Source organism: Desulfosporosinus fructosivorans, assembly GCF_004766045.1.
In the GTDB taxonomy this organism is placed as follows: Bacteria; Bacillota; Desulfitobacteriia; order Desulfitobacteriales; family Desulfitobacteriaceae; genus Desulfosporosinus; species Desulfosporosinus fructosivorans.
This window is the reverse complement of the sequence record NZ_SPQQ01000020.1, coordinates 18,514-42,763: the sequence shown is the minus strand read 5'-3', so window position 1 is coordinate 42,763 and position 24,250 is coordinate 18,514. Positions and strand designations below refer to the sequence as shown.

At 40.7% G+C, this 24,250-nt stretch carries 19 protein-coding genes; 3 read left to right on the top strand and 16 right to left on the bottom strand.

Annotated elements, in window-relative coordinates; all coding sequences use genetic code 11:
* Positions 1-81 precede the first annotated feature (81 nt).
* The 12 genes from E4K67_RS27245 to E4K67_RS27190 all read right to left on the bottom strand — a co-directional run bounded on the left by E4K67_RS27245 (position 82) and on the right by E4K67_RS27190 (position 16,743).
* On the bottom strand, positions 82-2,091 hold the full coding sequence (locus E4K67_RS27245) for an oxidoreductase (RefSeq protein ID WP_135552555.1): 2,010 nt from the start codon (positions 2,089-2,091) through the stop codon (positions 82-84).
* Positions 2,092-2,133: 42 nt separating this feature from the next.
* Entirely contained in the window at positions 2,134-4,374 is a 2,241-nt protein-coding gene (locus E4K67_RS27240; RefSeq protein WP_135552553.1) for a molybdopterin-containing oxidoreductase family protein, read from the bottom strand.
* A 243-nt stretch (positions 4,375-4,617) separates the two neighbouring features.
* A complete protein-coding gene (locus E4K67_RS27235; RefSeq protein ID WP_243454652.1) occupies positions 4,618-5,052 on the bottom strand; it encodes a MarR family winged helix-turn-helix transcriptional regulator in 435 nt (144 codons plus the stop codon).
* A 232-nt stretch (positions 5,053-5,284) separates the two neighbouring features.
* Entirely contained in the window at positions 5,285-7,183 is a 1,899-nt protein-coding gene (locus E4K67_RS27230) for an ABC transporter ATP-binding protein (RefSeq protein ID WP_135552551.1), read from the bottom strand.
* Complete coding sequence (locus E4K67_RS27225; protein WP_135552549.1) at positions 7,180-8,907, bottom strand: ABC transporter ATP-binding protein; 1,728 nt, start codon at positions 8,905-8,907, stop codon at positions 7,180-7,182. The genes E4K67_RS27230 and E4K67_RS27225 overlap by 4 nt, the downstream gene beginning before the upstream one ends.
* 45 nt (positions 8,908-8,952) lie before the next feature.
* Complete coding sequence (locus E4K67_RS27220; RefSeq protein WP_135552547.1) at positions 8,953-9,399, bottom strand: MarR family winged helix-turn-helix transcriptional regulator; 447 nt, start codon at positions 9,397-9,399, stop codon at positions 8,953-8,955.
* A gap of 337 nt (positions 9,400-9,736) precedes the next feature.
* A complete protein-coding gene (locus E4K67_RS27215) occupies positions 9,737-10,861 on the bottom strand; it encodes a toxic anion resistance protein (RefSeq protein ID WP_135552545.1) in 1,125 nt (374 codons plus the stop codon).
* A gap of 280 nt (positions 10,862-11,141) precedes the next feature.
* Positions 11,142-13,631: a YceG family protein gene (locus tag E4K67_RS27210; RefSeq protein WP_135552543.1), complete on the bottom strand. Its 2,490-nt coding sequence runs from the start codon at positions 13,629-13,631 to the stop codon at positions 11,142-11,144.
* A gap of 46 nt (positions 13,632-13,677) precedes the next feature.
* Entirely contained in the window at positions 13,678-14,019 is a 342-nt protein-coding gene (locus tag E4K67_RS27205) for an arsenate reductase family protein (protein WP_135552541.1), read from the bottom strand.
* A gap of 111 nt (positions 14,020-14,130) precedes the next feature.
* A complete protein-coding gene (locus E4K67_RS27200; RefSeq protein WP_135552540.1) occupies positions 14,131-14,508 on the bottom strand; it encodes a TIGR02328 family protein in 378 nt (125 codons plus the stop codon).
* Positions 14,509-14,671: 163 nt separating this feature from the next.
* Positions 14,672-16,114 (bottom strand): TerD family protein, encoded by a 1,443-nt coding sequence (locus E4K67_RS27195; protein WP_135552538.1) that lies wholly within the window; start codon positions 16,112-16,114, stop codon positions 14,672-14,674.
* 275 nt (positions 16,115-16,389) lie between these two features.
* On the bottom strand, positions 16,390-16,743 hold the full coding sequence (locus E4K67_RS27190) for a cupin domain-containing protein (protein WP_135552536.1): 354 nt from the start codon (positions 16,741-16,743) through the stop codon (positions 16,390-16,392).
* A gap of 230 nt (positions 16,744-16,973) precedes the next feature.
* Between E4K67_RS27190 and E4K67_RS27185 the strand changes: the two genes are divergently transcribed.
* Positions 16,974-18,203, top strand: coding sequence for an aminopeptidase (locus E4K67_RS27185; RefSeq protein WP_135552534.1), 1,230 nt, complete (start codon positions 16,974-16,976; stop codon positions 18,201-18,203).
* 146 nt (positions 18,204-18,349) lie between these two features.
* On the opposite strand, the gene E4K67_RS27180 is transcribed toward E4K67_RS27185, so the two are convergent.
* From E4K67_RS27180 to E4K67_RS27170, 3 genes are read right to left on the bottom strand one after another with little or no spacing between them, the layout of a single operon-like run.
* Complete coding sequence (locus E4K67_RS27180) at positions 18,350-18,898, bottom strand: universal stress protein (RefSeq protein ID WP_135552532.1); 549 nt, start codon at positions 18,896-18,898, stop codon at positions 18,350-18,352.
* Positions 18,899-18,940: 42 nt separating this feature from the next.
* The gene (locus E4K67_RS27175; protein ID WP_135552530.1) at positions 18,941-20,041 is read right to left on the bottom strand and encodes a sulfite exporter TauE/SafE family protein; all 1,101 of its coding nucleotides are present in this window, start codon (positions 20,039-20,041) and stop codon (positions 18,941-18,943) included.
* A 14-nt stretch (positions 20,042-20,055) separates the two neighbouring features.
* Entirely contained in the window at positions 20,056-20,286 is a 231-nt protein-coding gene (locus E4K67_RS27170; RefSeq protein ID WP_135552529.1) for a hypothetical protein, read from the bottom strand.
* Between the two features lie 325 nt (positions 20,287-20,611).
* On the opposite strand from E4K67_RS27170, the gene E4K67_RS27165 reads away from it, so the two are divergent.
* Positions 20,612-22,168, top strand: a complete 1,557-nt coding sequence (locus tag E4K67_RS27165; protein WP_135552527.1) for an ATP-binding protein — start codon at positions 20,612-20,614, stop codon at positions 22,166-22,168.
* A complete protein-coding gene (locus E4K67_RS27160; RefSeq protein WP_135552526.1) occupies positions 22,143-23,489 on the top strand; it encodes a sigma-54-dependent transcriptional regulator in 1,347 nt (448 codons plus the stop codon). Before E4K67_RS27165 ends, E4K67_RS27160 begins: the two co-directional genes overlap by 26 nt.
* A gap of 181 nt (positions 23,490-23,670) precedes the next feature.
* Here E4K67_RS27160 and E4K67_RS27155 read toward each other — a convergent pair whose 3' ends face one another.
* Positions 23,671-24,240, bottom strand: a complete 570-nt coding sequence (locus tag E4K67_RS27155) for a universal stress protein (RefSeq protein WP_135552524.1) — start codon at positions 24,238-24,240, stop codon at positions 23,671-23,673.
* Positions 24,241-24,250: the final 10 nt, after the last annotated feature.

The following is a 24,250-nucleotide window of genomic DNA, read 5'->3' as shown; positions in this document are numbered from 1 at the left end:
ACTTAGAATGGAGTTAAGCTCCATTCTAAGTTTAAGTTATGTTTCTTAACCAAGCTGATTTTCGGATTAAGGTACTTCCTTCTATACTCTAATCGCCTCAGCATACGCCTCATGGATGGCGTCTAGAACTTTACGTGGTTTTGCTGCATCCCCTATGATACTTAAAGAGTCTATCTTTCCTTGCAAAGCAAGATAAAGTTCATTATTAGAGCGAGAACCTACAGCTAAAATTACTGTATCTGCCGGGATAATCTTTTGTGCGCCCTCATTCTCTACCAAAACACCGTCTGCACGAACCTCAAGTACTTTAGTTTGATCTTGGCAGTTAACCTTGTAACGTTTTAAATCTGCCAGCATAGACCAGCGAGTACTAGGACCGATATCTCGTCCGATTCCTTTGTCCATCTCAAGAACGGTGATTTTTTTACTCCCCTGAGTCAACAAACGATAGAGTTCCTTGTCTGTTTCTGCGTGCTGTAGCATGAGGAACCGTAAAGTATCATTATCCAGGGTGCCACATTCCGCTAGTAGCAATGCCGTATCAACTCCAACAGCCCCGCCGCCTACGACAATCACGTTTTTCCCTATTTTTCCACAGCCTAACAAAACGTCCCAGGCTTGCAGTGTCTCAACTCCTGCTTCAATAGGGATAGGTGGGGAAATTGGACGAGCCCCAGTAGCAATAACTACTCGAGTAAATTTCCCTTCCTGCACAGACGTCAAAACGTTCTCTGGAGTTGCCTTTACATTATACTCAATTGTCACTCCAAGTTCCAGACAGGCATTAGCTAAATAAGTACCTAGATTCAAGAAATCTTGTCGACCGGGAGGGCTTGCAGCTAGTTTTAATTGACCACCAGACTGCTCATTTTCTTCCCAAATCGTCACCTGATGTCCTCGTGCTGTGGCTACCCGTGCAAATTCCATTCCAGCTGGACCTGCGCCAATCACTAGAATTCGTTGACTTTCTTTAGTAGGACCACTTGACGCTAATTCAGCCTCTCGGCCAGCCTCCGCGTTAACCAGACAGCTCGTCGGTTTCAAACGAAAAACGTAGTCCAAACAGCCTTGATTACACCCGATACATTGACGAATCAGTTCCGAATGCCCATTCATGGCTTTATTAGGTAGTTCTGGATCTGCGAGGAGTGGCCGAGCCATGCCTATAAAGTCTGCCTTACCCTCTTGGAGGATTTCCTCTGCCAGATCAGGCGTGTTAATCCGATTGCACGCAATAACAGGGATAGAGACAACCTGTTTGATTCCGGAAGCTAAATAAGTATAGGCTCCTGGAGGAACATTCATAGTAAGTTGAGGAACTGGGGTTTCGTGCCACCCGCCGGTTACATTGATGGCGTTTACTCCTGCCTTCTCCAGGGCTTGACAAAAGGCTCGGGACTCGGTATTCGTGTGACTACCAGGCACAAAGTCATTCCCTGCAACCCGGACAATGATAGGATAATCTGGACCGACAGCTTCACGCACTGCCTCTACCACTTCAAGTCCGAAGGTCATGCGTGCCTCGAGGTCTCCACCATAACGGTCTGTGCGCTGATTTGTAACCGGGGATAGGAACTGAGAAATAAGGTATCCGGCACTGGCCAAGATCTCAACTCCATCAAATCCTGCTGCTTGGGATCTTTTTGCTGCACTGACAAATGATGCGATTATCTCAACTATTTTTCCCTCCGTAAGCTCCTCAGGGGTTTGACCCGTAAGTCTTGAAGCGATCGGAGATGGAGCGACTGAGGGCTGACCAGTCAGGGCGGAGTGAGCATATCTTCCTGCTTGGTAAAGTTGTGGTACGATTTTGGCACCTTCCTCATGTACTGCATCCACCAAACGGCGAAGACCAGGAATAAAGCGATCATCATCAAGTTGAGTCATCCCGAAGGCATTGCCAATCCGATCGATGCCACACCCGCCGACTATGATAAGGCCAACCCCTCCACGCGCACGAGCGCGATAAAACTCGATGAGTTGGTCATTAACCTCTCCTTTAGGACTGTATCCTAAATGGATAGGCGTCATTACCAGACGGTTACGAAGCTGTAGTGAACCTATTTGAGCGGGAGAAAAAAGAATAGACATAATAAATCCTCCTTTTATTTATATATAAATATTACTTATACTCTATTTAATCATTTCAACTCGACAACGGACATAACGGTGTAGCGGAGTTCCAGCGATTGGGTCGCGATGGGTGTTCTTGGTCAACCAGTTGACATTAACACCATATACCTCACCATTATAGGACAAGCCAAAACCATGAGGGATTATCACATTTCCGGACCGGGTGGCTAGACTTGTTTCCAGTTCAATATCCACCGTTCCTGCCTCAGTGGTAACTCTCACTATTTGTCGATCACTTAAACCCATTCGCTCGGCATCATCCGGGTGCATAGCTAGCGTACAAGCACGGCGTCCCTTGTTCCACTCTGGGTTGCGCATCAAGGTATTAGCATTCATGTCCATATGTCTTCCGGCCATGAGAATAAAGGGGTAATCCCCATCAGTCGCTAAACGTTCAGCTTCAGACTCAGGGGTAATACTATATACCCACTCCTCGACTTCTGGGATATATAGATTGATCCGTTTATCCTCTGTGCGTAGGTTGGCGAAATTTTTATTTGGGTCCACTTGGCCAATCCACAAGCCCTCAGGATGGTCGACAAGAGCTTGAAAGATGTCATCACCCATAGTTGGACCTGGTTTAAATCCGGCACGAGCCGCGTTTTCACGAAAGTCTTTTGGCACATTCTGCAGTAAGGCCCACATCCAGGCCAAGTTGACCGAGCCCATTTCTTTACCCAGTGTTTTAGCTACGATAAAGGGGAGAACTGCCGCTACTTTTGGGTCGGATTGCACATAGGTGTATAGTGCCTGACCATATTCCGAACGGGATTTGCTCGCAGCCTCATACACTGACTCGGGGATCGTTGGGATAATACCTAGTTTGTCTGCCAAACGGGTCAATATTTCACTCCCTTCAAGGGCCTGACCCGTTTGCTCTACGATGGGGTGGCGCATTTGGCAGTAAATCCCAGGGTAATTCCACTGAAAGTAAGTGGTATCCCAACGTTCGTAGGCCGAAAGATCGGGCAGAACGTAATCGGACATCAAAGCCGTCTCCGTCATGGCGATCTCAACAGTGACCAGGAGGTCCAACTTAGAGAAGGCTTCTTCATAGGCCGAAGTATCGGCAAAAGAACGCAGCGGATTACTGGAAGTGATAAGCACTGCGCGCAGCCGCTCCTGATGGTTGTTATTAATTTCTTCTGGCATTACGTTGGGCGGATACATACCCATGATTGGCGGAAAATCCGTAACCACTGTGCGCCAGTATTTAGGATTCCGTTCGTCGGAGTGCGAGCCCATGGGCATTAAATAACCTGGAATAACGTTCCCTCCCGGTACACATAGCCGCCCACAGACGGCGAGCAGAATAATCTCCAAATATGTTGTCAGCGTACTGTGCCGACCCATGAGCACACCTAGGTCAGCGTGAAGAGAAGATTTGCGGGTGGCGAAAAGACGGGACACCTCTTTAACCTGATCGTAGTCCAGCTCACAAACTTGGCAGGCCGCACGGGCATCGAAATCAACGAACCAAGGTCTAACTTGCTCAAACTGGCTAACATAACAATCAATATACTCTTGATTCTGCCATCCTTCTTGAAGTATGATGGCGATCATGGCGCGGGTAAGAAGGGCATCCGTGCCTGGACGTAAAGCCAGGTGAATATCCGCCCTTTCCGCTGTCTCAGAACGTCGCGGATCAATGACCACCAACAATTTATTGGGGTCCTTAGCCATCTGATCCAGATGTCGCCTAGCCTGTGGTGTCTGATGGCTCATCCATCCGTTCCAGCCAATGGCAACCAGCATATCAGTGTGATCGTGGTCAGGTATGGTGGCATTGTATTGCTTACCAACAGTGCGTCCGTAACCCCAGTACATCCCGGTAAGTTCCCCTGCTATGGCATTGTAGTAATACTGGGAGCCCAGAGATCGCAGTAGACGGAGTCCAAAAACCGCTTCTGAATGAGCCCCCAGGCCACCAAGACCCATAAAAGCCAAGGAACGTGGTCCATGTTCATCAATTATGGAGCGAAGTTTCTCAGCTATTTCGGTTAATGCCTGGTCCCAGGTAATGGGAACGAACTCATTGCCCATTTTTTTCAGTGGATGAGTGAGCCTTTGATCGTGATGTTGATGATGGGCAATATTTAGACCCTTACGACAGACATAGCCTTGACTTCGAGGATTATCTTCGTCCGGTTTGACCTTAACAATGCGATTGCTCTCCACCAGTACCTCAAGCCCACAATTTTGAGCACAAAGAACACAACTGGTCTTTTTCCATTCTTTCATCGCTACCTCTCCTTTGTTCTACTCTAAATAACCCATATGCTGCTTAAAGCACTAGTCCTTTCTTCGAAAGAAATAACTACAATTCCATATAATTAGAAAATAAGTTTTGAATATTCCATTATTTCTGTCTAAAAAAACGGGTCCCACTCACCCCCCCATTTATCATTGATTAGATGTCAGGGTCAGACCTCTATGCCACAGAGAGTACTACTTGATATGAACCCTAGCAAATTTTTCTTATCTCTAATCTTGGGAAAGCTTTTCAAGAACTTTTTCAAACGTGGCAAAATCTTCATCCGAAAAACGTTCTTTAATTTCCTGATTAAGCTTCTCCGCGAGGCAAGTAATCTCGACGATACTCAATTTAGCCTTTTCTTTTAGAAATACCAGGAGTGAGCGCTTGTCATTTGGGTCGTCTCTCCTCTCGAGCATATCCTGACGCTCAAGTCTATCAAGGATAGATGTGAGCGTTGATCCATCCATGTCTAAACTTTTAGCAAGATCTTTAAACTTTAATCCATCATTTTCCCACACTGCACTCAATACATAGAATTGAGCAGGTGTAATGCCGTACTGCGAAAAACTGCTTTCATAATAACGATGAACCCTTCTCATCACTCGACTAAGTTTATAGCAGACATACTTTGACGGCCTACTGCTGTTAGTTATCTCGTCCACAATTGCACCTCTTAGAAATTATTGATTTAACATTTTGTTTGTATAACATTAATTGTATACAAATGATCCTTAGATAAAGTATAACTTAGTTTCTATTTTATGACAATATGAATTTGGATTCATAAACAAATAAATATTCACAACATCCTGTTACCGTTGAAATTATTGTGTTCGCCAAAAAGATGCTGCCTACATATTATGCGGGCAGCATCCTTTTACGGACTTTTCTCTGTTATACGACCTCTGCGTTCAAATTTGCTCCGGTGAACTGACTGTTATAAAGATCTGCATAGAATCCTTTCTGTACAAGAAGGTCATTATGGTTACCCATTTCAATAATAGTTCCTTTGTTCATGACCAATATCAATTCTGCATCTCTAATTGTAGAAAGCCTATGCGCAATGACAAAACTTGTTCTGCCCTGCATTAATTCCGTCATAGCTCTTTGAATATAAACCTCAGTTCTTGAGTCAACACTACTTGTAGCTTCGTCAAGAATTAAGATTGCAGGATCAGCTAAGATTGCCCGTGCAATCGTTAGAAGTTGTTTTTGCCCCTGTGAGATATTAGAAGCTTCCTCATTTAAGATGGTATTATACCCATCAGGAAGTGTTTTAATGAAGTGATGGGCATGAGCGGCTCTTGTTGCTTGCATAACCTCTTCTTCTGTAGCACCCTCACGACCGTAAGCAATATTCTCCATTATAGTGCCATTAAAGAGCCAAGTATCTTGCAGTACCATGCCGAACATACTGCGTAAAGCACCACGCTTGATATCTCTGATATCAACCCCATCTATTGTTATTTTGCCAGCATTTAGTTCATAAAAACGCATCAATAGATTAACAAGTGTCGTTTTCCCTGCACCAGTTGGCCCAACGATTGCGATTGTATGTCCCTGTTTGACATCAATATTCATGTTCTTGATTAGGGGTTCTTCTTCTTTATAGCTGAAATCTACGTTTTCAAACCTTACCTCTCCTTTAGGAAAGGCTATCACTTTAGCATCGGTCTGATCCGGTAGTTCTTCAACCTCATCTAGTAGTTCAAAGACCCGCTCTGCCGAGGCTATAGTCGATTGAATAATGTTCGCGATATTAGCGGTCTGAACGATGGGCATCGTGAATTGCCTTGAATATTGAATAAAGGCTAGAATATCACCAATTGTAATAGTACCCTTCGTTGCAAAAATCCCACCAACGACACAGACAATAACATAGCCTAGATTGCCGACAAATCTCATTAAAGGCATAATTATCCCTGAAATAAACTGGGCGTTATAGCCCGCAGTATAGAGTTTGTCATTAATTGCCTTAAATGTTGCGATGGATTCATCCTCCCGGCCGTATGCCTTAACAATTTTGTGACCAGTGTACATTTCTTCAACATGCCCATTAAGTTCTCCCAGTGATTTCTGCTGAGCGGCAAAATGTTTTTGAGAGTGTTTAGCAATATTCATGGTTACCACAATATAAAGAGGCAGGGTTAAAATTACGATGAGGGTTAATAACGGGCTAATTGATAGCATCATTACCACGACACCGATAATCGTTACAATAGAAGTAATCAATTGGGTGAGACTTTGTTGTAGCGTCGTTGAGATATTATCAAAGTCATTGGTAACACGGCTCAAGATTTCTCCATGTGTTCTGGCATCAAAGAACTTAAGCGGCAAGCGCGAAAGCTTTTCATCCACTTCTTTGCGCATATTATAAACTGTTTTTTGGGCAACTCCTGCCATAATATATTGTTGCAAATAACTAAATGCCGCACTAATAAGATATAAGCCTAAAAGAATTAACACGATCTGACCTATATAAGTGAAATCCATGGAGGGAACAGGCAGATTCATCTTAATGGCCATCATTTTGGCGCCAAAACCCTCTGCTATTTTTGTGATCGCCTTACCCATAACTTTTGGGCCGATAATACTAAAAATTGTGCTCAGAATGGCAAAGACAAACACTGCAATAAATTTAGTTCTCTGCGGCTTTAAATATCGAAGCAGCCTAAAAAGTGTCCCCTTGAAGTTCTTTGCTTTTTCTACCGGTTTTCCTAAGGATCCCGCCGGGCCACCTGGCCTTCCACCAAAACCTTGTTGGGATTTATCCCCTTTACGTTCTTCGCTCACGCTAATTCCTCCTCTGACAGCTGGGAAGCTACAATCTCTCGATATACCTTACAGGTATTTAGCAGTTCTTTATGGGTTCCAATGCCAGAGATCTGTCCATCATCTAAAACAATAATTCGATCGGCATACATAACAGTTGAGACGCTTTGAGCAATAATAAATACCGTAGAGTCCGCAATTTCTGGTTTAAGAGCTGCCCGTAACTTGGCGTCCGTTTTAAAATCGAGGGCGGAAAAACTATCATCGAAAATATAGATCTCCGATTTTCTAATTAAAGCACGGGCAATGGAGAGACGTTGCTTCTGTCCTCCAGAAACATTGGTTCCGCCCTGGGCAATATGATGCTCAAAGCCCGCTTCAAGCTCAGAGACAAACTCTGTTGCTTGTGCCACCTGAGTTGCATGCTCAATTTCTGCCATGCTAGCATCTTCTTTACCGTATTTTATATTTTCAGCAATAGTACCCGAAAAAAGCACTGTCTTTTGAGGAACAAAACCGATCTTACCACGAAGCACTTTTTGACTCATTTCTCGAACATCGACTCCATCCACCAGTACACTTCCACTTTCAACATCGTAGAAACGAGTAATTAAATTTATCAACGTAGATTTACCAGAACCCGTACCTCCAATAATAGCCGTTAGCTCACCTGGTTTCGCAGTAAAGGTGATATTGCTAAGAGCTGGTTGATCTGCACCAGGGTATCTAAAGGAAACATCCTTAAATTCCACAAAACCTCTTGCATTATTCAATAGTTTGGGTTTTTCAGGGTCAACGATGTCCAGATCAGTTTCAAGTACCTCATTAATTCTTACTGCCGAAACCTGAGCACGGGGTACCATAATAAATAACATAACCAACATGAGTAAGGAAAATAATATTTGAGTAGCATATTGAATAAATGCCAACAGCGATCCGATCTGCATAGTTCCTGCTTCGATACGGAGAGCACCAAACCAAATAAGTGCCACAGTGGTTACGTTCATAATTAACATCATGACTGGCATTAACACGGCCATGATGATATTGATCTTTATTGCGTTGTCCATAAGGTCTGCGTTGGCATCATCAAAGCGTACTCTTTCTTTATCAATGCGATTAAAAGCTCGTACCACTCTGATTCCCGTCAGTTTTTCCCTTAAAACAAGATTCAACTTATCTATTTTTTCCTGCATTACCTTAAAGAGAGGTAAACCTCTTTTCAAAGTAATTCCAATGATACCGAACAGGATTGGAATTGCCACCACAAGCACCCAAGCTAACGATGTATCCTGTTGCAAGGCCATTATCACTCCACCAATACAAGTTAAAGGCGCAGTAATCATCATACTAAGAATCAAAACCGATACCTGCTGAATTTGGGTTACATCATTTGTCGTTCTTGTTATTAGGGTTGCTGCTCCTAATTTATCGAACTCATGCAAGGAAAAACTTTCAACTTTAGTAAAAATCTTTTCACGCAATATTTTTCCGAACCCTACGGCTGTTTTTGAAGAGAGATAGGTCGCCAAAATTGCACATAAGGTTCCTCCTGCTGCAATTAGTAACATGAAGCCGCCAATTTTAAGAATGTAATTGACATCTTTATTCACCAAACCTATATCAACAATATCCGCCATCAAAGTGGGTAAATAGAGGTCGGAAAGAACTTGTACAAACAGAAGCACGATCACAACTGCTATGTGTAGCGTGTATTGTTTTAGAAATCTAAATAATTTAATCATGACTAACAATCTCCAATCTTTCGTGATATAACTGTGTTTATATAATTATTCCTCGCGACTACCTAAAAGCTTCTTTAGAGCATCCAAACCAACAGAAATTTTATTTAGCTCTTCCTGTGTGCCTTTGTTCAGGACATTCCCGATATTCTCCTCTAGCCGTTTATGAAAGTCATGATGTATCCCCTTACAGCTAGGAGCTATACTGACATTGACAACTCTTCTATCTTCTTCGCTCCGCTTTCGCTCTACCATGCCCTGCTTCTCAAGTCGATCTATAATCCCTGATACAGTACTATTTGATAAGCTAAGCTTGGTACTGAGTTCTGTGATTTTCATTGTTTTTTCCTTACTTAAAATCCCCATAACCATACCTTGAGGCGCAGTCAAGCCAGGATTCATCTCCTCAAAGACTTTATTCATGCTGTGCTTAAATAAAATCATAACTTCCTGAAAGAGTTTGGCAACTTTTGTGCTTTCATTATTATCGTCCATTTTTTCCTCCGCTTCCAAAATGTTCGTATACATATATTTCGCATTCGTTTGTTTCGCCTACGGAGTATATATTACTCTATATATTTAATGTAGTCAAACAGCAAAAATAATCTGCATCTAAAATATTCAAAAAAATGGTACAATCTATAATAAGTCTCTCCTGAAAATACTACTCTTGCTCTATTATCTCGAATTATTACTCATTTAATGGTTGCTAATCATTTCCATATATATTTTCCCATATTAATTTAACCGTAAGCTATACAGCAAAGAGGCACTCACAAAAATATTTGTGAGTACCTCTTTACTATATTATTCAGTAATACTTTCTGGAAGGCTATCTAACAATTCCTCGATTGACAAAATCCTGTTTGAGAACCTCTAATCTCTTCGTACCGTCTAGTCGTTTTTGTCTCATTTCCTCTTGAATCGCTTTAGTTTCCTCGATGCCTTTAACAATGGTCTGCCATGATTTTTCTAAGGTTTCAATACTAACCGAACTGCCCGAGGCTAGTTTAGCCACCATTTTTGATTGCAATGCCGTGTTTTCGGCATTTCTCAGTAATAGTTCGTTGGTCTTCTCATCGAGTGCACTCATCGCTTTCGCTTGAACCGACTGACGTTTTAACATGATTGCTTGAACTAAGCACTGTTTAAAAATCGGCATAGTAATTACAAACGCTGAATTAATCTTGCGTACCAAGTTATAATTACCGTACTCAATCGACTTTATGGTCGGCATACTTTGAACAGCTACGTTCTCTGCGAGTTGTAAATCATAAATTCTCTGTTCCATAATCTCTTGTACTTGTAATAAGTTATTGACGGTCATCTGGTCAAGTCTGTTTTCCGTCTCGTTAGCTTTAGCTTGGGCCGTAGGGATAATATTGTTCTTGAGTTCGGTCAAGACTACCTGTCCTGCGTAAATATATTGTCCTAACTGTTCGTAATACTCAGCATTCTTATCAAACATGTCATCTAAATGCTTATTGGCAACATTGATCTCTGCTTCATACTGTTTCAGAGTGACAAAAACCTTATCAACTTCATCACCCATAGAATTGTACTTTTGAAAGAGAGCTTCAACCGTATTCTTTGCTTTCGAAAACATCTTTTCTAGAAAGCCAGGAGATTTATCTTCGAAATCCTTAATATCAAACTTGTCCATGATTTTATTAAGCTGAATTAATAGCTCTCCTGAGTCCTCAACCTTAGTTGTTTGCATAGAATGAAGAATAGCGTCTGAAAAACGAGACACTTCTTCAGATACATTTTTACCAAACGTCATAATTGAACTTACATCTTCAACATTAATCTGGCGAACAATACTGCGCACCTCAGGACTTTCCTGAACCTTAGCCATAACCTCGCTTTTCTTTTTTTCGAGATCAAACTCCGGAACTATGGCTGGTACTAAACTTTTATCCTCAGTTAATGTCGTTGTAAAACCTTGAATTTCCATGAATATTCCCCCTTTTATTAGAATCTTTACCCTACGATTAGATTTGCTCTTAAACTCTTCTTATAAATTAAGCCTTTAAATATTATCTGTTGCTAATTGTATACTTTCTTAGCATGGCAATCAAAACGTCCCCTTGCCAAAAACGTCCCCTTGCCACCCATTGCCAACATCACTCATTTTTTCCAGCTCTCCGCTTTTCCCGCAGGCGGGAAACAGATCCCCGTACCTCCCTCGTAGCATCCCCAGCCCAGAGGGGCCGCACGGTGTGACGCGGACCCTCCTATAGTTTAAAAAAGCGAGAAAGCAATCCAGGTTTCTGTACCGGGGCAGCAGAAATACTGCTTAAAGACGGAAGAGCTAAATCATATTTAACGAATGGCAGTTGATGAATATCAAAAAGACTGGGCTTGATCTGCTGCTCAATCGTTTTATAATTCGTGGGTGTAAAGATCACGACGTCGAGACCAATAAGATTAAAATAAGCAAGTAAAATAGCGTCGTTTTCACTGAAGGTTGCTTTTTCATTGTCGTAGACAATCACTTTAGGGATCTCTTGCGGATAATCAAAGACTTCGATAAGCTTTATCAGCGAGTCGTCCATGGTTAGGATGGTCATAATTATCTTAAGCTTGAATTTGTCATCAACTGACACCAAGAACATTCCAGAGCTAAGAAGCTCATTGATTTTCACGATAAGGAAATGTTGTAAGTCTGCTTTCAGGTAACCGAATTTGTAGTGCTGACTTTCCATCACTTTGCTTTCATCAAAGAAGCCCTGCTCGTTCAGTAAATAACCAGTCTGATAAAGTTCTTGTCTAGTGTAACTAATTTTAGTAAAGGGTAGATCCTCCAGTAACCTAGTATTGGGAGCAGACGAAAGTGTTTTCAGGTCTAGCCAATATGAATTAAGATCTTCGCTAACCCCATTAATCTTTGCAAACATGTTGGGAACATATACTTTTTTGTTTTTAACCTTGAACTCAGGACGAATTTTAGCGGGTTCTGTCCAAAGAATTTTCAATTCATCTAAGGTAGTTTTAAGCGTTATGGGTTGGGTCGAGTAACTTTCAAACTGCCATGGTTTAAAAAGGCCAACCTCTTCGTTATAGATCGCTTCTTCAATTTCTTTGGAGGCTTTGTAGGCTATGGTACTTTTGCGAATCAACCGCTCGCCTTCCGGAAATGTTGTCAAGGGTAGGTTATGTTCATTCTCCATCACTTGGGTCATTAATTTGTCATCGTCAAAGCTCCTAAACGGTAGGTCGCCCTCCTCATCGGAATTAACATAAAGTACATCACACCCCATTTTATGGAATGCGTGGAGCAAGTAAATTTCATGCGATTTAATCGTGCCATAGAAAAGAATTTTAGGGTTATGCTCGTAGTCAAGCCCACCGACGCTGAATTTCTTATTCCGATTACTTCTAGTTAAGAGCTTGGGCAAGTATCTATTGAACCAAGTAACAAGTTTTAACGAAAAGTTCAAGACTATAGATGTATTAACATTACTACTTTTCTCTACGAAAAGATTAACTGAATCTACAAACGTTTTTCTAACTGTGTTATCTAGAAGCTGATCATACGTTTGAGGAAGTATATTGGACTGAAGAAGTTGTTCTAAAATTTCAAACCTATCACTATAGGGGTAATGAATTAGCCATTGTGGTATTAGATTACTTTCCGCAGAACTAGGTGTAGGTATTCCATCTAGAAACTTCAAATAAAAGCCCGTTGTTTTAAAGGCATTATCCAGGTTATAGAGGCTGTTATAATACTCTGCCTCCCAATCATCTGAGCAATCAGGAGCACCAATATAACGCACAAAATATACCGGGAGTATTGGAAAGGACCCGCCTACATAGCCACTTCGTTTGGTCAAGGGAACGAGGATCTCCTCAAAGATAGTTTCAGATTTCTTAAGTTTTACCACAATCGTTGGATCATATAAGGCTACTAGGTTGTGATATGTACTCAGATCTCGTTCAGTATTTTCCTGCAGTTTACTGGGCTTTTCTACTTTAGACTGGGCTTCTTCGACCTTCACAGTAGGTGCTTTTATAGATTCATTCGTTGGAAAATCAGCGATCGGCCGTTCTCTCTCTTGCCTAATTAACAATGAAAATTCATTTTGTTTATCTACTTGATCAAACCTGTCATTAAATGATGTGTTAAGCACAAGAACATCGCACCCTATAATGGACATAAGGATAAGGAAGTAAACTTCGTGTGTTTTGGGACTCCCCCAGTACACTATTTTAGGATTATAAGGAGATTTCTTTCCTACTTGTTTGCCATAATCAACGAACCACAGCAACACTTTCATAACAAAGTTCATGATAATACTCAAATTTACAGTTCGTTCATTAGTCATATAGAGTCTAAGTATTACACCGAAAGCCTTCTTAATTTCTAGGTTGACTTGGAGGTCTGAGGTTAGCGAAAAATAGCCATGTGTTTCCAATACATTTAAGAGTGCCCCATTGCTATAATCGTTAAGGGGAACTTGATTAAGTAATTTTCTGGCCGCCTCAATTGATGAGTTGCTTGCGAGCTTGATTCTTCTATCAAGGAAAATATAGTTGCCAAGTGATCTAAGTTTTTCATCTAGACTAACAATCTGTGCCCGGTACTTTTCCTCATGATCGCACCCAATAATTCGGTAGAAGTAAACATCGGAAACAGCCTCCCTATCAATCAAAGGAGACAAAATATCTTTAAAAATATCGTCGGAATGCTTGAGGTTCGTTCGAATATCCTTCCTTGCCTCCATACTAATCACTCCTTTCAAGCCAAAGTGATGTCAACATTTAAAAACCTTAATCAACCCATGAAGCCCATACAGCCGGTACATAGCCAACAGTTGACTTCTTGCCATTACGTACAATTGGAGTTTTATAGAGACCAGGGTTATTGAAAAGCATTTCTTCCCTACCACTCTCAGAGATAATACGATCCATATTTAACTTTTTATAATCCTTAGATGCATTATTAACTAGATTATTCAACCCTATCGAAGCCTTTACGCTTTGTAATTCTCCCTTGCTCAAACCAAACATAGTCAAATCCACAAATTGATAATTTATTTTTCTTTCTTTAAAATAACGTTCTGCTTTTTTTGTATCAAAACATTTCTTAACGCCGAAAATTTGTATATTCATCAGTTCTCGAACTTCCCCTTAAAATATTTAATACAAACAGCTCTAATTCGCCTAGAACAAGTATCTATCCTGAATATTCTACAGTTTAATATCGAATCCCTTCAAAACATACTAAAAAAGCTCGATACCCTTGTGCTTAAGATTTGCAATACATTCTTCGCGATACGCATCATCATGTTCTGGGTAAATTAGATCTTCTTCACAAAGGTTATACTCAGAGGACAAAGCGCAAGGCCAAGGCATCGTATTTTTCCCACGGTATTCAGGGCAATACCATTGTTGAGCTGGTTTATATCCCCTGTGCACCATTTCCCTGAGAACAAGCTGATGATAGTTGACAAGCCTCTTGACATTGTGCTTGAACACGTAGTCTACGGTAGAATGCTTCCTTCCCCACCCCATTCCTCTTAGGGCACAGCATTCTCGATGTTGACCTAAAATTTGAGCACGGGGTAAGAAAGCAAGTAGTTCCTGGTGCCAGAGTCGCATGTAATACATTCTCTCATCTTATTATTCACATGATATTGAGGTGAACACATTGCACGTCCGCTGTCATTGACTATGACTTTAAATAGTTAGATGTCGTCTGTCCGCGGAACCTTAGGAAGTATAAAGAAAGGACCGGCCTTCGCGGGTCGATCCTTTAAAAGCCTTAAAATATGAATTCCCTCGGGTCCAAGTTTACCTCGCGGGATATTTCCTCTACAATTCTCTTTTCCACCGGAGCAAATTCTCCGTCTGCAAAACCAATTGCACAGCACAAGCGTACGACTAAGCGGGCAGCATCTGGTTTGCTCGCAAGCTTACCTATTGCCCTTAAGGCTTCCGCTTTACCCATCATCTGATCACTTTGAATCCGCTGAACAAAGTAATTAAAGCGTGTATCAACTTCATTAATATTAATCCCACGCATTTCCTGACTAGTGCGGAAATAGTCGATGAGTTTCTCTCTTTCCGAAGGATCGAGGAATCCGTCCGCCATTGCCACCAACGCGCTACCTGCTACCAATGCCTCAGTAAGATCTTTTCCCATATATTTACTCACAACGTTACGAGCACTTTCAGTTTGTTTCTGTAGCCACTGAGCGGTGTTGGTGTTACTTCCAGCATTCCAGCGCTCTTTACAGCTCAAGCAGGCAAACTCCATGTTTTTACTTCCAATAAAGCCTGCCAATATCCCTACTGGTCCCAGCAAAACGCCCCCCACTAGAGCTTTGCCAATTCCAAACCCTTTCTTACCAGCTGTCACTTGGGTTGAGTGGCAACGAGGGCAGGACATGCCCCCTTGATCAGATGGATTTGTATAGATCGGAGTGCTGTTTTGTCCAAAGGATTGGGAACTATTGTTACTATAGGATTGTGAACCGCTTTGACCATAGGGCTGTGGACTATTTTGTCCGTAAGGTACCGCAGCTGTTCCAGTCCCTGGGTTAGTGTAACTGGCATTCCCTGTGTTTCCATAACTAGGACTACTGGAAGTACTAGGCGTATTAGCACCCGCTGAGCTTTGCTCTTCTTCGACCTCAAGTCCAAAATTACGGCAAAGGGCGCCCAGACCACCTTGAAATCCACTGGCTATAGCATTGAATTTCCACTCCCCTGCATGGCGATAAAGCTCGGCCGCTACAATAGCCGTTTCGATGGAAAACTCTTGACCAAGCTCGTAATTAAGAAGTAATTCATTTGTGGTGGCATTGAGAATTCGCACATAAGAATTTTTAATATCTCCGAAACTTTGCCGTTTATTTTGGGCATCGTTAATGGTAATAGTAAATGCGATTCTCTCGATATATGAGGGCACTGCAGAAAGATTAATGTGAATCTGCTCGTCATCTCCCGCACCAGAACCCTTCTTGTTGTCCCCGCTGTGTTTCACTGAACCCTGTCCGCCAGAAGGATTATTATAGAAGACAAGATCATTTTCATCTTTCACTTTACCGTTCGACCCTATCAAAAAAGCAGAAGCATCTAAGTCAAAGTTATAACTACTAGCCGCAGGATTTGAAGCCCAACCCAATCCGACAATAATTTCCTTCAAGTTAGGATTGCTTTTCGTGAGGTCTACTTTTTGCCCTTTACTAAGTTTTACTGCCATTGTATCTCCACCTTTCGAATATTTTATATTTCAACTTCAACACTCCGAACTATACGTTCATAAACTACCATCCCTAGCCCAATTTTCTTTAACAAGGGAATTATATCACCTCTGCCTGGATAATCCAAAAATTCCGTATCAATTGAAATAAGTCACAGTTGATGAGGAGACCACGTTTTGGGTATGAAAAACAGCTCGGAAGAATAGATCCTTCAGCGAGCTGCTATTTCCTACTTTACTTTTCATCAAGCGATCGGTAAGTGATATATAGACTCCTAATCAAATAATATTAAAGCAAGAATTTCTAAATCTACTGTTCCTGTATTTTCAATGGAATGTTTTTCTCCATTTCTAGTAATGATCACATCTCCAGGCTTAACAAGCTTTTGGTCTCCGTTATCATCTACTAGGCCTTCTCCACTTAAAATGACATATGTTTCAGAATCTCCAACATGTTCGTGAAGACCAACAGAAGAGCCTGGTTTTAAGACGTTCTTAGCAAATAATCGACCTTTGGAATTAAATTCGCCCTTATCAACTTCCAGAAAGTGCGTTATCTGCACTTCACCTTTTCCCCCCCGGAATTCAGGAATTGTATCTTGTTTTAGATCCTCTAAATGTTTTATCATTTTAGTGCTCCTTTATAATAAAATTTTACAACATTATATCATAATCTCTGGATAAAATATCAAGAGATCTTGATCGACTAGATATTTTATACTTATTTTTTACCTATTTCGAGTTTTATGGTATAATTTACCTTAAGAATCCATCTAATATTTAATGTTAAAGATTATCGAAATTTAAATTCTGCGGGTTCATGATTTCGATTTGATTTCGATTAAGGAAGGGAGTCTTTATGGATAATATTTCACTTGAAAAATATGCTCACCTTATTGTAAGAACAGGCTTAAACCTTCAACCAAAACAAATTTTGGTCATTACTGCTCCGATTGAATGTGCGCACTTTACACGCATTGTCTCTCAATTAGCTTATGAGGCTGGGGCTCTAGATGTTGTGATCCAATGGAAAGATGAACTGTTTTCAAAAATTCGTTACCTTCATGCTCCAGAAGAGGTTTTCGAGGAATTCCCAGAGTGGCAAAAGGAATTTTATCTATTCTATGTACACCAAGGTGCAGCTTTCTTAAGTATTTCTGCTTCAGACCCTGAGCTTATGAAGGATGTAAATCCCGAAAGACTCACCAAAGCTCAAAAAGCCAGCAGCACTGCACTTAAAGTGTATCGAGAACGGCTTATGGGTAATAAAAATGTTTGGTGCGTTATTTCAATACCGACATCAGCTTGGGCCAAAAAGGTTTTTCCTCACCTTTCTGAAGAAGACTCAATTGAGAAGCTATGGGAGGTCATCTTAAAAACAGTACGAGTCGACACTGAGAATCCCGTAGTTTCCTGGGATGAACATAAGACTAATCTCAAAAGAAGGATGGAATTTTTAAATTCTCTTACCTTAAAGTCCCTCCATTACACAAATTCTTTAGGTACTGATCTAAGAATTGAGCTTCCGGAAAATCATATCTGGCTGGGAGGTTCGGAATTCACTCCTGAGGGCATAGAGTTTATCGCTAATATACCCACCGAAGAGGTATTTACGTTGCCCTTAAAAACAGGAGTGAATGGCAAAGCCGTCAGCTCCATGCCCTTAAATTATAACGGAAACCTTATTGAACAGTTTTCTCTGACCTTTAAAGATGGAAAAATCATTGATTATGATGCAGCACAAGGTTACGAAACGCTCAGAACAATTATTGAGACGGATGAAGGTTCCCATTTTCTCGGAGAAGTCGCCTTGGTTCCCTATGATTCTCCGATCTCAAACTCCAATATCCTGTTTTACAATACCCTCTTCGATGAAAATGCCTCCTGTCATTTAGCCCTAGGAAAAGCCTATCCTGTGTGTCTAAAAAATGGCGAGAACATGAACCAAGAAGACTTAGCGAAATTAGGAGTCAACGAATCTCTAGTGCATGTTGATTTTATGATCGGTACAAGTGATCTTGAAATTCTAGGAATAACTACTGATAATAGAGAAATTGCGGTCTTTAAAAACGGCAACTTTGTTCTATAGTAAAGACGATCTTTTGAATCAATCATTAAATGCCCAGGAGAAAAAGGTTTTCTCTCCTGGGCATTTTTCTTCTCTCATATTTTATATCCACATACCTGCAAAGGGTAATTCTTATTCATATAGAAAGGAAGTGCGTAGTATACGCGTTAAACGTCAGCTGAGCAGTATCTATCGACAAACTCTTGGGGAAGCTTTTTAATTAGTAACACTGGTATATCAGATTTATTTAGTACGCTATGTGCCAAGCTGCCGTAAATCAGTCCCTTTAAACTGGTTAGTCCGCGAGTACCCATAATTATTAATTCAAATCCATAATTTATTGCATAATTAAGAATCGCCTCCACTGTATCAGCAATATTGTAGTTGGAGTATATTACCTTTTGTTTAACATTATGGCCTCTCTCTGTAAATATTTCCTTAGTTTTGGTCATGATTTGAGAATACTGCTTTTTTTTGCTAGAATCGGCTTCTGCTACTAAGTGTTTCTCCCAGTTCAAATGAGTTTTACTCGACCAGGTTTCTAGCAGATTGTAATCTTCATCAACGAGACCTTCAGCATTTTCTTGTATATGCAAGACAGTTAATTGCATATTAGGTATATTAGAGAATAGGTTGGCTGTGTAAACGGCCGCAGAAAACGAGTGCTTAGACCCATCAGAGTAAAGAAGGACTTTTAACGGGTTAGAATTAGTCATCTCAGTTACCACCTTTTAATGATTTACTTAACATAGCAATTCTTATGCAGAATCTCGTTCCTGGTGTTCGGAGCGTCGAAGATATTGATTATCTACCCTTTTTCCCTGTTTAAATCGAACAATGTAACGTACTATCATTATTACCCCGATAATAGCACCTCCATACAGAGTGATGGCGGCTGCAATGTCGAGGAACATAGTAACTCCTTCCGACAAATTAGCCATATGAAGATCGACTAAATATTTTGGGATGGCAAACGCCCTGCTAATAGCGGACATACCAATTACTACAGCCATTACCAGTTTAATTTGCAATTCAGAAACCATTTTAGTGGCATTTGCTCCGATATATAGGCCCAATAGAGAACCTAGGTACAGCAGTAACACTAAACGAATATCCACAAAACCATTCAAAGCGTACTGAAATGCGCCTGAAGCCCCTGAGAAAATTGCTAAGAATAACTCTGTACCCGCGGCTACCATTGTTGGAACACCTAGAATATATATCATGGCAGGGACTCCAATAAATCCTCCTACACCGACAGTACCCGCTAACCATCCAGTTGCCAATCCAATAAGCGCAACAAACCATAGCGAAACACGAACATTCGCTACTCTAAAATAAATCATTGGCGGGATGTTAATTTTAGTAAGTCTTTTAGCTACTCCCTCGCGTTGAATCGATCCATGTTTTTGACTAGGTTTAAAAATATCTCTTAAAATAAAGATGGCTAGGTAAGACAAAAGAACTACAAATACCAGACTAATATACAGATTTGACCCAGCCTTACCCATACTATCGAATATATACTTATTCAAAAACACTGCAATATTAACGCCTAATAATAGAAATATGACCATACAAATACCCAATCTAATATCCACATTACCCATTTTAGAGTGTTTCCTAGCTCCAACCATTGCTTTACCAAATTTGTGGGCAAGGTTTGAGCTAACCGCAACGATGCCTGGAACTCCTAGCGCCATCATACCAGGGGTCATTATGAAAGCGCCCCCACTCCCAATAAAACCACTTAACATTCCACCTAAAAATCCAAGCCCTGCCATTGAGAATGCTGTCTTCGGGGTTATGTCGATAAATCTCATTACTTCTCCGACTAAATTAACAGTTTCTCCTGCCATTTTTCAGTCCCCCTCTAATGATCGCTTTCTAACCCGAGTAGACTTAACACATTAGATATCGCTGTCCCATACAGAAAAGCAATTCCAATTACAGTGCCTAATAGGCAGAAAGCAGGAATTATTCCTTTACTAATGAAGTATTGATTTAACTGGTCGATATTAAAGTAAATTCCAAGGTACGCAATAGTGGCCAATGCCAGGAAAATTACAGTTCTCAAAAAACCTGGTTTTGATGCTCCACTCATTCTTAATCTCTCCCTTTACATGGTATTATTACAAGGTACATAAAATAGATATCTTCCCTCCCTTGCGTGTGATATGATTCTCTATATAGCAAATAGTGTGCCACCTCTAAAACCCGCTTAATTCAAGCTTTCTTTTAATTAAAAATAAAATTGGTGTAGCAAATGCTACACCTTAAAATTAGTTTTAGATCGCCTAATTATGGCTGATATCATCTTCATCCTCTGATTTATTAAGTATTCTAGCATTTTGATAAATGTAGCTTTCCTTCTATTATATGTATCATTTCATACAGTTTTGAATTCTTCGCTAATAGGGGGTAGTTTTATGAAGAATATAATGTTTTCTTCTTTCAAAGGAAAAAGTTTAACTAATCAAATAGTGATTATCATTGCCGCGATCATGCTTGTACCTTTAGTCGCCTTAATGTATGACATCTTTTTCGCTTCACGGACGGATAAAGTAATCTTCTTAGACAAAGAGCAACGACTGGAGGCCTTGGTCAAAAGTACCAATAATGAATTTTCTAAAAGTCTAGAATCTCTGGGGAGAGAGCCGGAAGATATCATAACCGCCATGCTTCATAACGAATTTACTCGGGTCGTAGATCCTCAGGTACCAGCGAATCCTGGCATTCGCTTTGGTCTATACGTTCCCCGAACAGAGAAGATTACAGTACTTGGTTTCCTACACAACTATCGTAACCTCTCCAAAGAAGAAGAAGCTCAGAGAGAAAGAGAGATATTTTCCAATACTAAACCAGGCCTGATAGCAACTGAGATGAGTAATGAACCACTCTTTAGAATTTCTGGTTCATGGGATGATCAGGTTGTAGAGTACATTTCTCCTGTTGTCCTAAAAGGGAAAGTTGTAGCAGTGATGTGGGCAGGAGAACGACTTAACCCCTTCTTTTACCAAAGTAGTTACTTTCGGAAGCTTCTGCGATATTTTAACTTGGGCGTACTAACCATAGTTATGATTGGTACCCTCATAGTAATCAGAAATTTAACCAGCGGGGTCGACCGCTTAAAACAGGGAATACATAGCATGGAGAAGGATATACATCACTTATTGCCTGAAATGTCGGGTGAACTGGGTGAGGTGGCCCAAGCAGTTAACCGGATGGCTGTAGGTCTATCTGAAAAGGAACGTTTAGAAGATCAACTCAGGCAATCTGAACACTTGATCGCACTTGGTCGATTAGCAACTGGCGTAGCTCATGAATTACGTAACCCCATCGGTATTATTAAAACCTTAGTTGAACTTATGAAACAAGAATACTCACAAGTGAGTGGCATCGAAGAATTTACAAAAGCCATAGACGAGCAAGTTGACCGTCAGGACATGGAAATACAAGAACTACTGGACTTTGGACGCCCTACCAGAGTTTCTATTAGGGAGTGTTCTGTCAATGATTTAATCAAGAGTGTCCTCTCCTTTTCGGCTGCTATGTTACGAAATCAGAAGGTGAGAGTCGAATTGCTACTTGATAACACACTCTCTCAAATTTTAGCAGATACCGAAAAGCTAAAACAAGTATTTGTTAACATTATTGTTAATGCCGCAGAAGCTATGCCTGACGGAGGGAAATTAGAAATAATTACAAAAGAAACTGACAGCATAGTTATTATCAGCTTCTCCGATACCGGAGAAGGCATTCCTGCAGAGGAAAAACTGAGAATATTCGATCCCTTTTATACAACTAAAAAAACAGGTACTGGTCTGGGACTATCGATATCCTATCAAAGTGTTAAATTGCATGGTGGATCGATTGATGTGGAAAGCGACTTAGGTAGAGGATCAACTTTTATTATTTCTCTTCCTGTAATACCTAAACTATGCGACAGGAGTGATCTTCTTGACACCGAGAATTTTAGTAATTGACGATGAGGAAAGAATGTGCTGGGCCCTCGAGAGGGCTTTAGGTCACGAAGGCTATCAGGTAGTAACCGCTACAAGAGGTTTAGAAGGTATCCATTTGGCCCAGGAAACCGAACCTTCAATGGTAATACTGGATTTGAAAATGCCGGACATCGACGGTATTGAGGTTTTAAAAGAGATAAAAAAGATCAATTCCAGTATTCCTATTATTATGATTACTGCTCATGGAACCATAGACACTGCAATAGAAGCGATGAAAATTGGGGCCACAGATTATATTACTAAACCTTTTAAGCTAGAAGAATTAAAGGTGCAGATTAAGCAAGCTTTACACCTTTCTAATTTAGAAAACCAGGTTAATTTCCTACGTCAGGAATTAGGCAAGAAATATGGAAAGATTGTCGGCCAAAGCGATGCAATGAAAGAGGTTGCCCTCTTGATTAGACAAGTTGCAAAAACTGGTGCAACTGTTCTGATTACTGGAGAAAGTGGAACTGGAAAAGAAGTAGCCGCTGTAGAAATACATAAAGCAAGCAACCGATCTGATAAGCCCTTCGTAGCAGTAAACTGTGCAGCTCTTCCAGAACAGCTCTTAGAAAGCGAATTATTTGGCCATGAAAAAGGTGCCTTTACAGGGGCAACCAGTAGAAAAAAGGGACGTTTTGAGATAGCAGATAAAGGTACTATTTTCCTGGATGAGAGCGGAGAAATGCCAATCAGTATGCAGGCAAAGTTACTGCGGGTACTTCAGGAAAGGTGTTTTGAGAGAGTGGGGGGAACTGAAACTATTCATGTAGATGTAAGAGTCATTGCTACCACTAATATTGATCTTGCTACGGCCATTTCCAACGGTACCTTCAGGGAAGACCTTTATTATCGCTTAAATGTCATGCATATCACCATGCCACCACTTAGATCCCGGAAAGAAGATATCCCCCTTCTGGTTAATCATTTTCTAGAGAAATTTGATCCAACCCATAGTAAAAAAATTTCTTCGGAATCGATGAAAATTCTAACCCGCTACAACTGGCCCGGTAATATAAGAGAGCTTCAAAACGTGATCGAAAGAGCTCTTATTGTGTGTCAGGGCTCTGAAATTCAGCCCGTACATTTCCCCAAGGAACTACTCAATAGTTTAGAACAAGCTACAGAACCTGTAATCAGTCTTACAGAGGGTGGTTTCACTTTGGAAGAGTTGGAAAAACACCTTATCATCAAAGCCTTGGAAAAGCATAATTATAACCAGACAAAGGCCGCTAAATATCTGGGAATTACACGTCCGACTCTTCTTTATCGCCTGCAAAAGTATGGCATAAGGTTATAGGTCAATGCAAACTACGGTATTTAACACTGTAAACTTGTTTGACTAAGTACGAATGCAAGCTCCACTCTTGTTTCACGTGCTTTTACCTTCTCATCTCAAAATGATTTGGAAATTGAAGTAGGGCTTCCTCTCCTTTAGAAATTACATTCTAAGGAGAGGAAGCCCTATTGAACACCTTATATTAGTATTTAATAAAACCTTGGGGGAGCTTCTTAATTAACATCATTGGTATGGGAGAATTATTAACTAAGCAACCGAAAAGTAATACTTTCAAAGTAGTAAGTCCCCGCGTACCCATAATGATTAGATTATATGCGTTTTTTGCGGCATAGTCATGAAGTGCCTCTACTGTATCCGTAATTCCAGGATTACAATAAATCACAACATGGCTAACGTCCTTTGCTCTATCTGAAAATAATTTGTTGGTTTCAGTAAGAATCTCACTGTATTTATGGTTAACGGAGACATTGGATCCGTCACAAACGCGCTTCATCCAATCCGAGGTTGCGCTTATCGGCCAATATTCATTTTCCCTTTGATTACTTTTTTCCAAGGCCCAATTTACTAGGTCTTTAGTATCGATCCAACTATATTCCGTAATCTTTGAATCTTCACAGCCTTTTCGCACCTGTACGACTGTCAAATGCATATTGGGCATATTCTTTAATAGTTTAGCAGTGTGAACAGCTGCATAAAAGGCCTGCTGTGAATCATCAAAGTAGAGGAGCACGTTAAACTTTGCATCGTTCATGTCAAATACC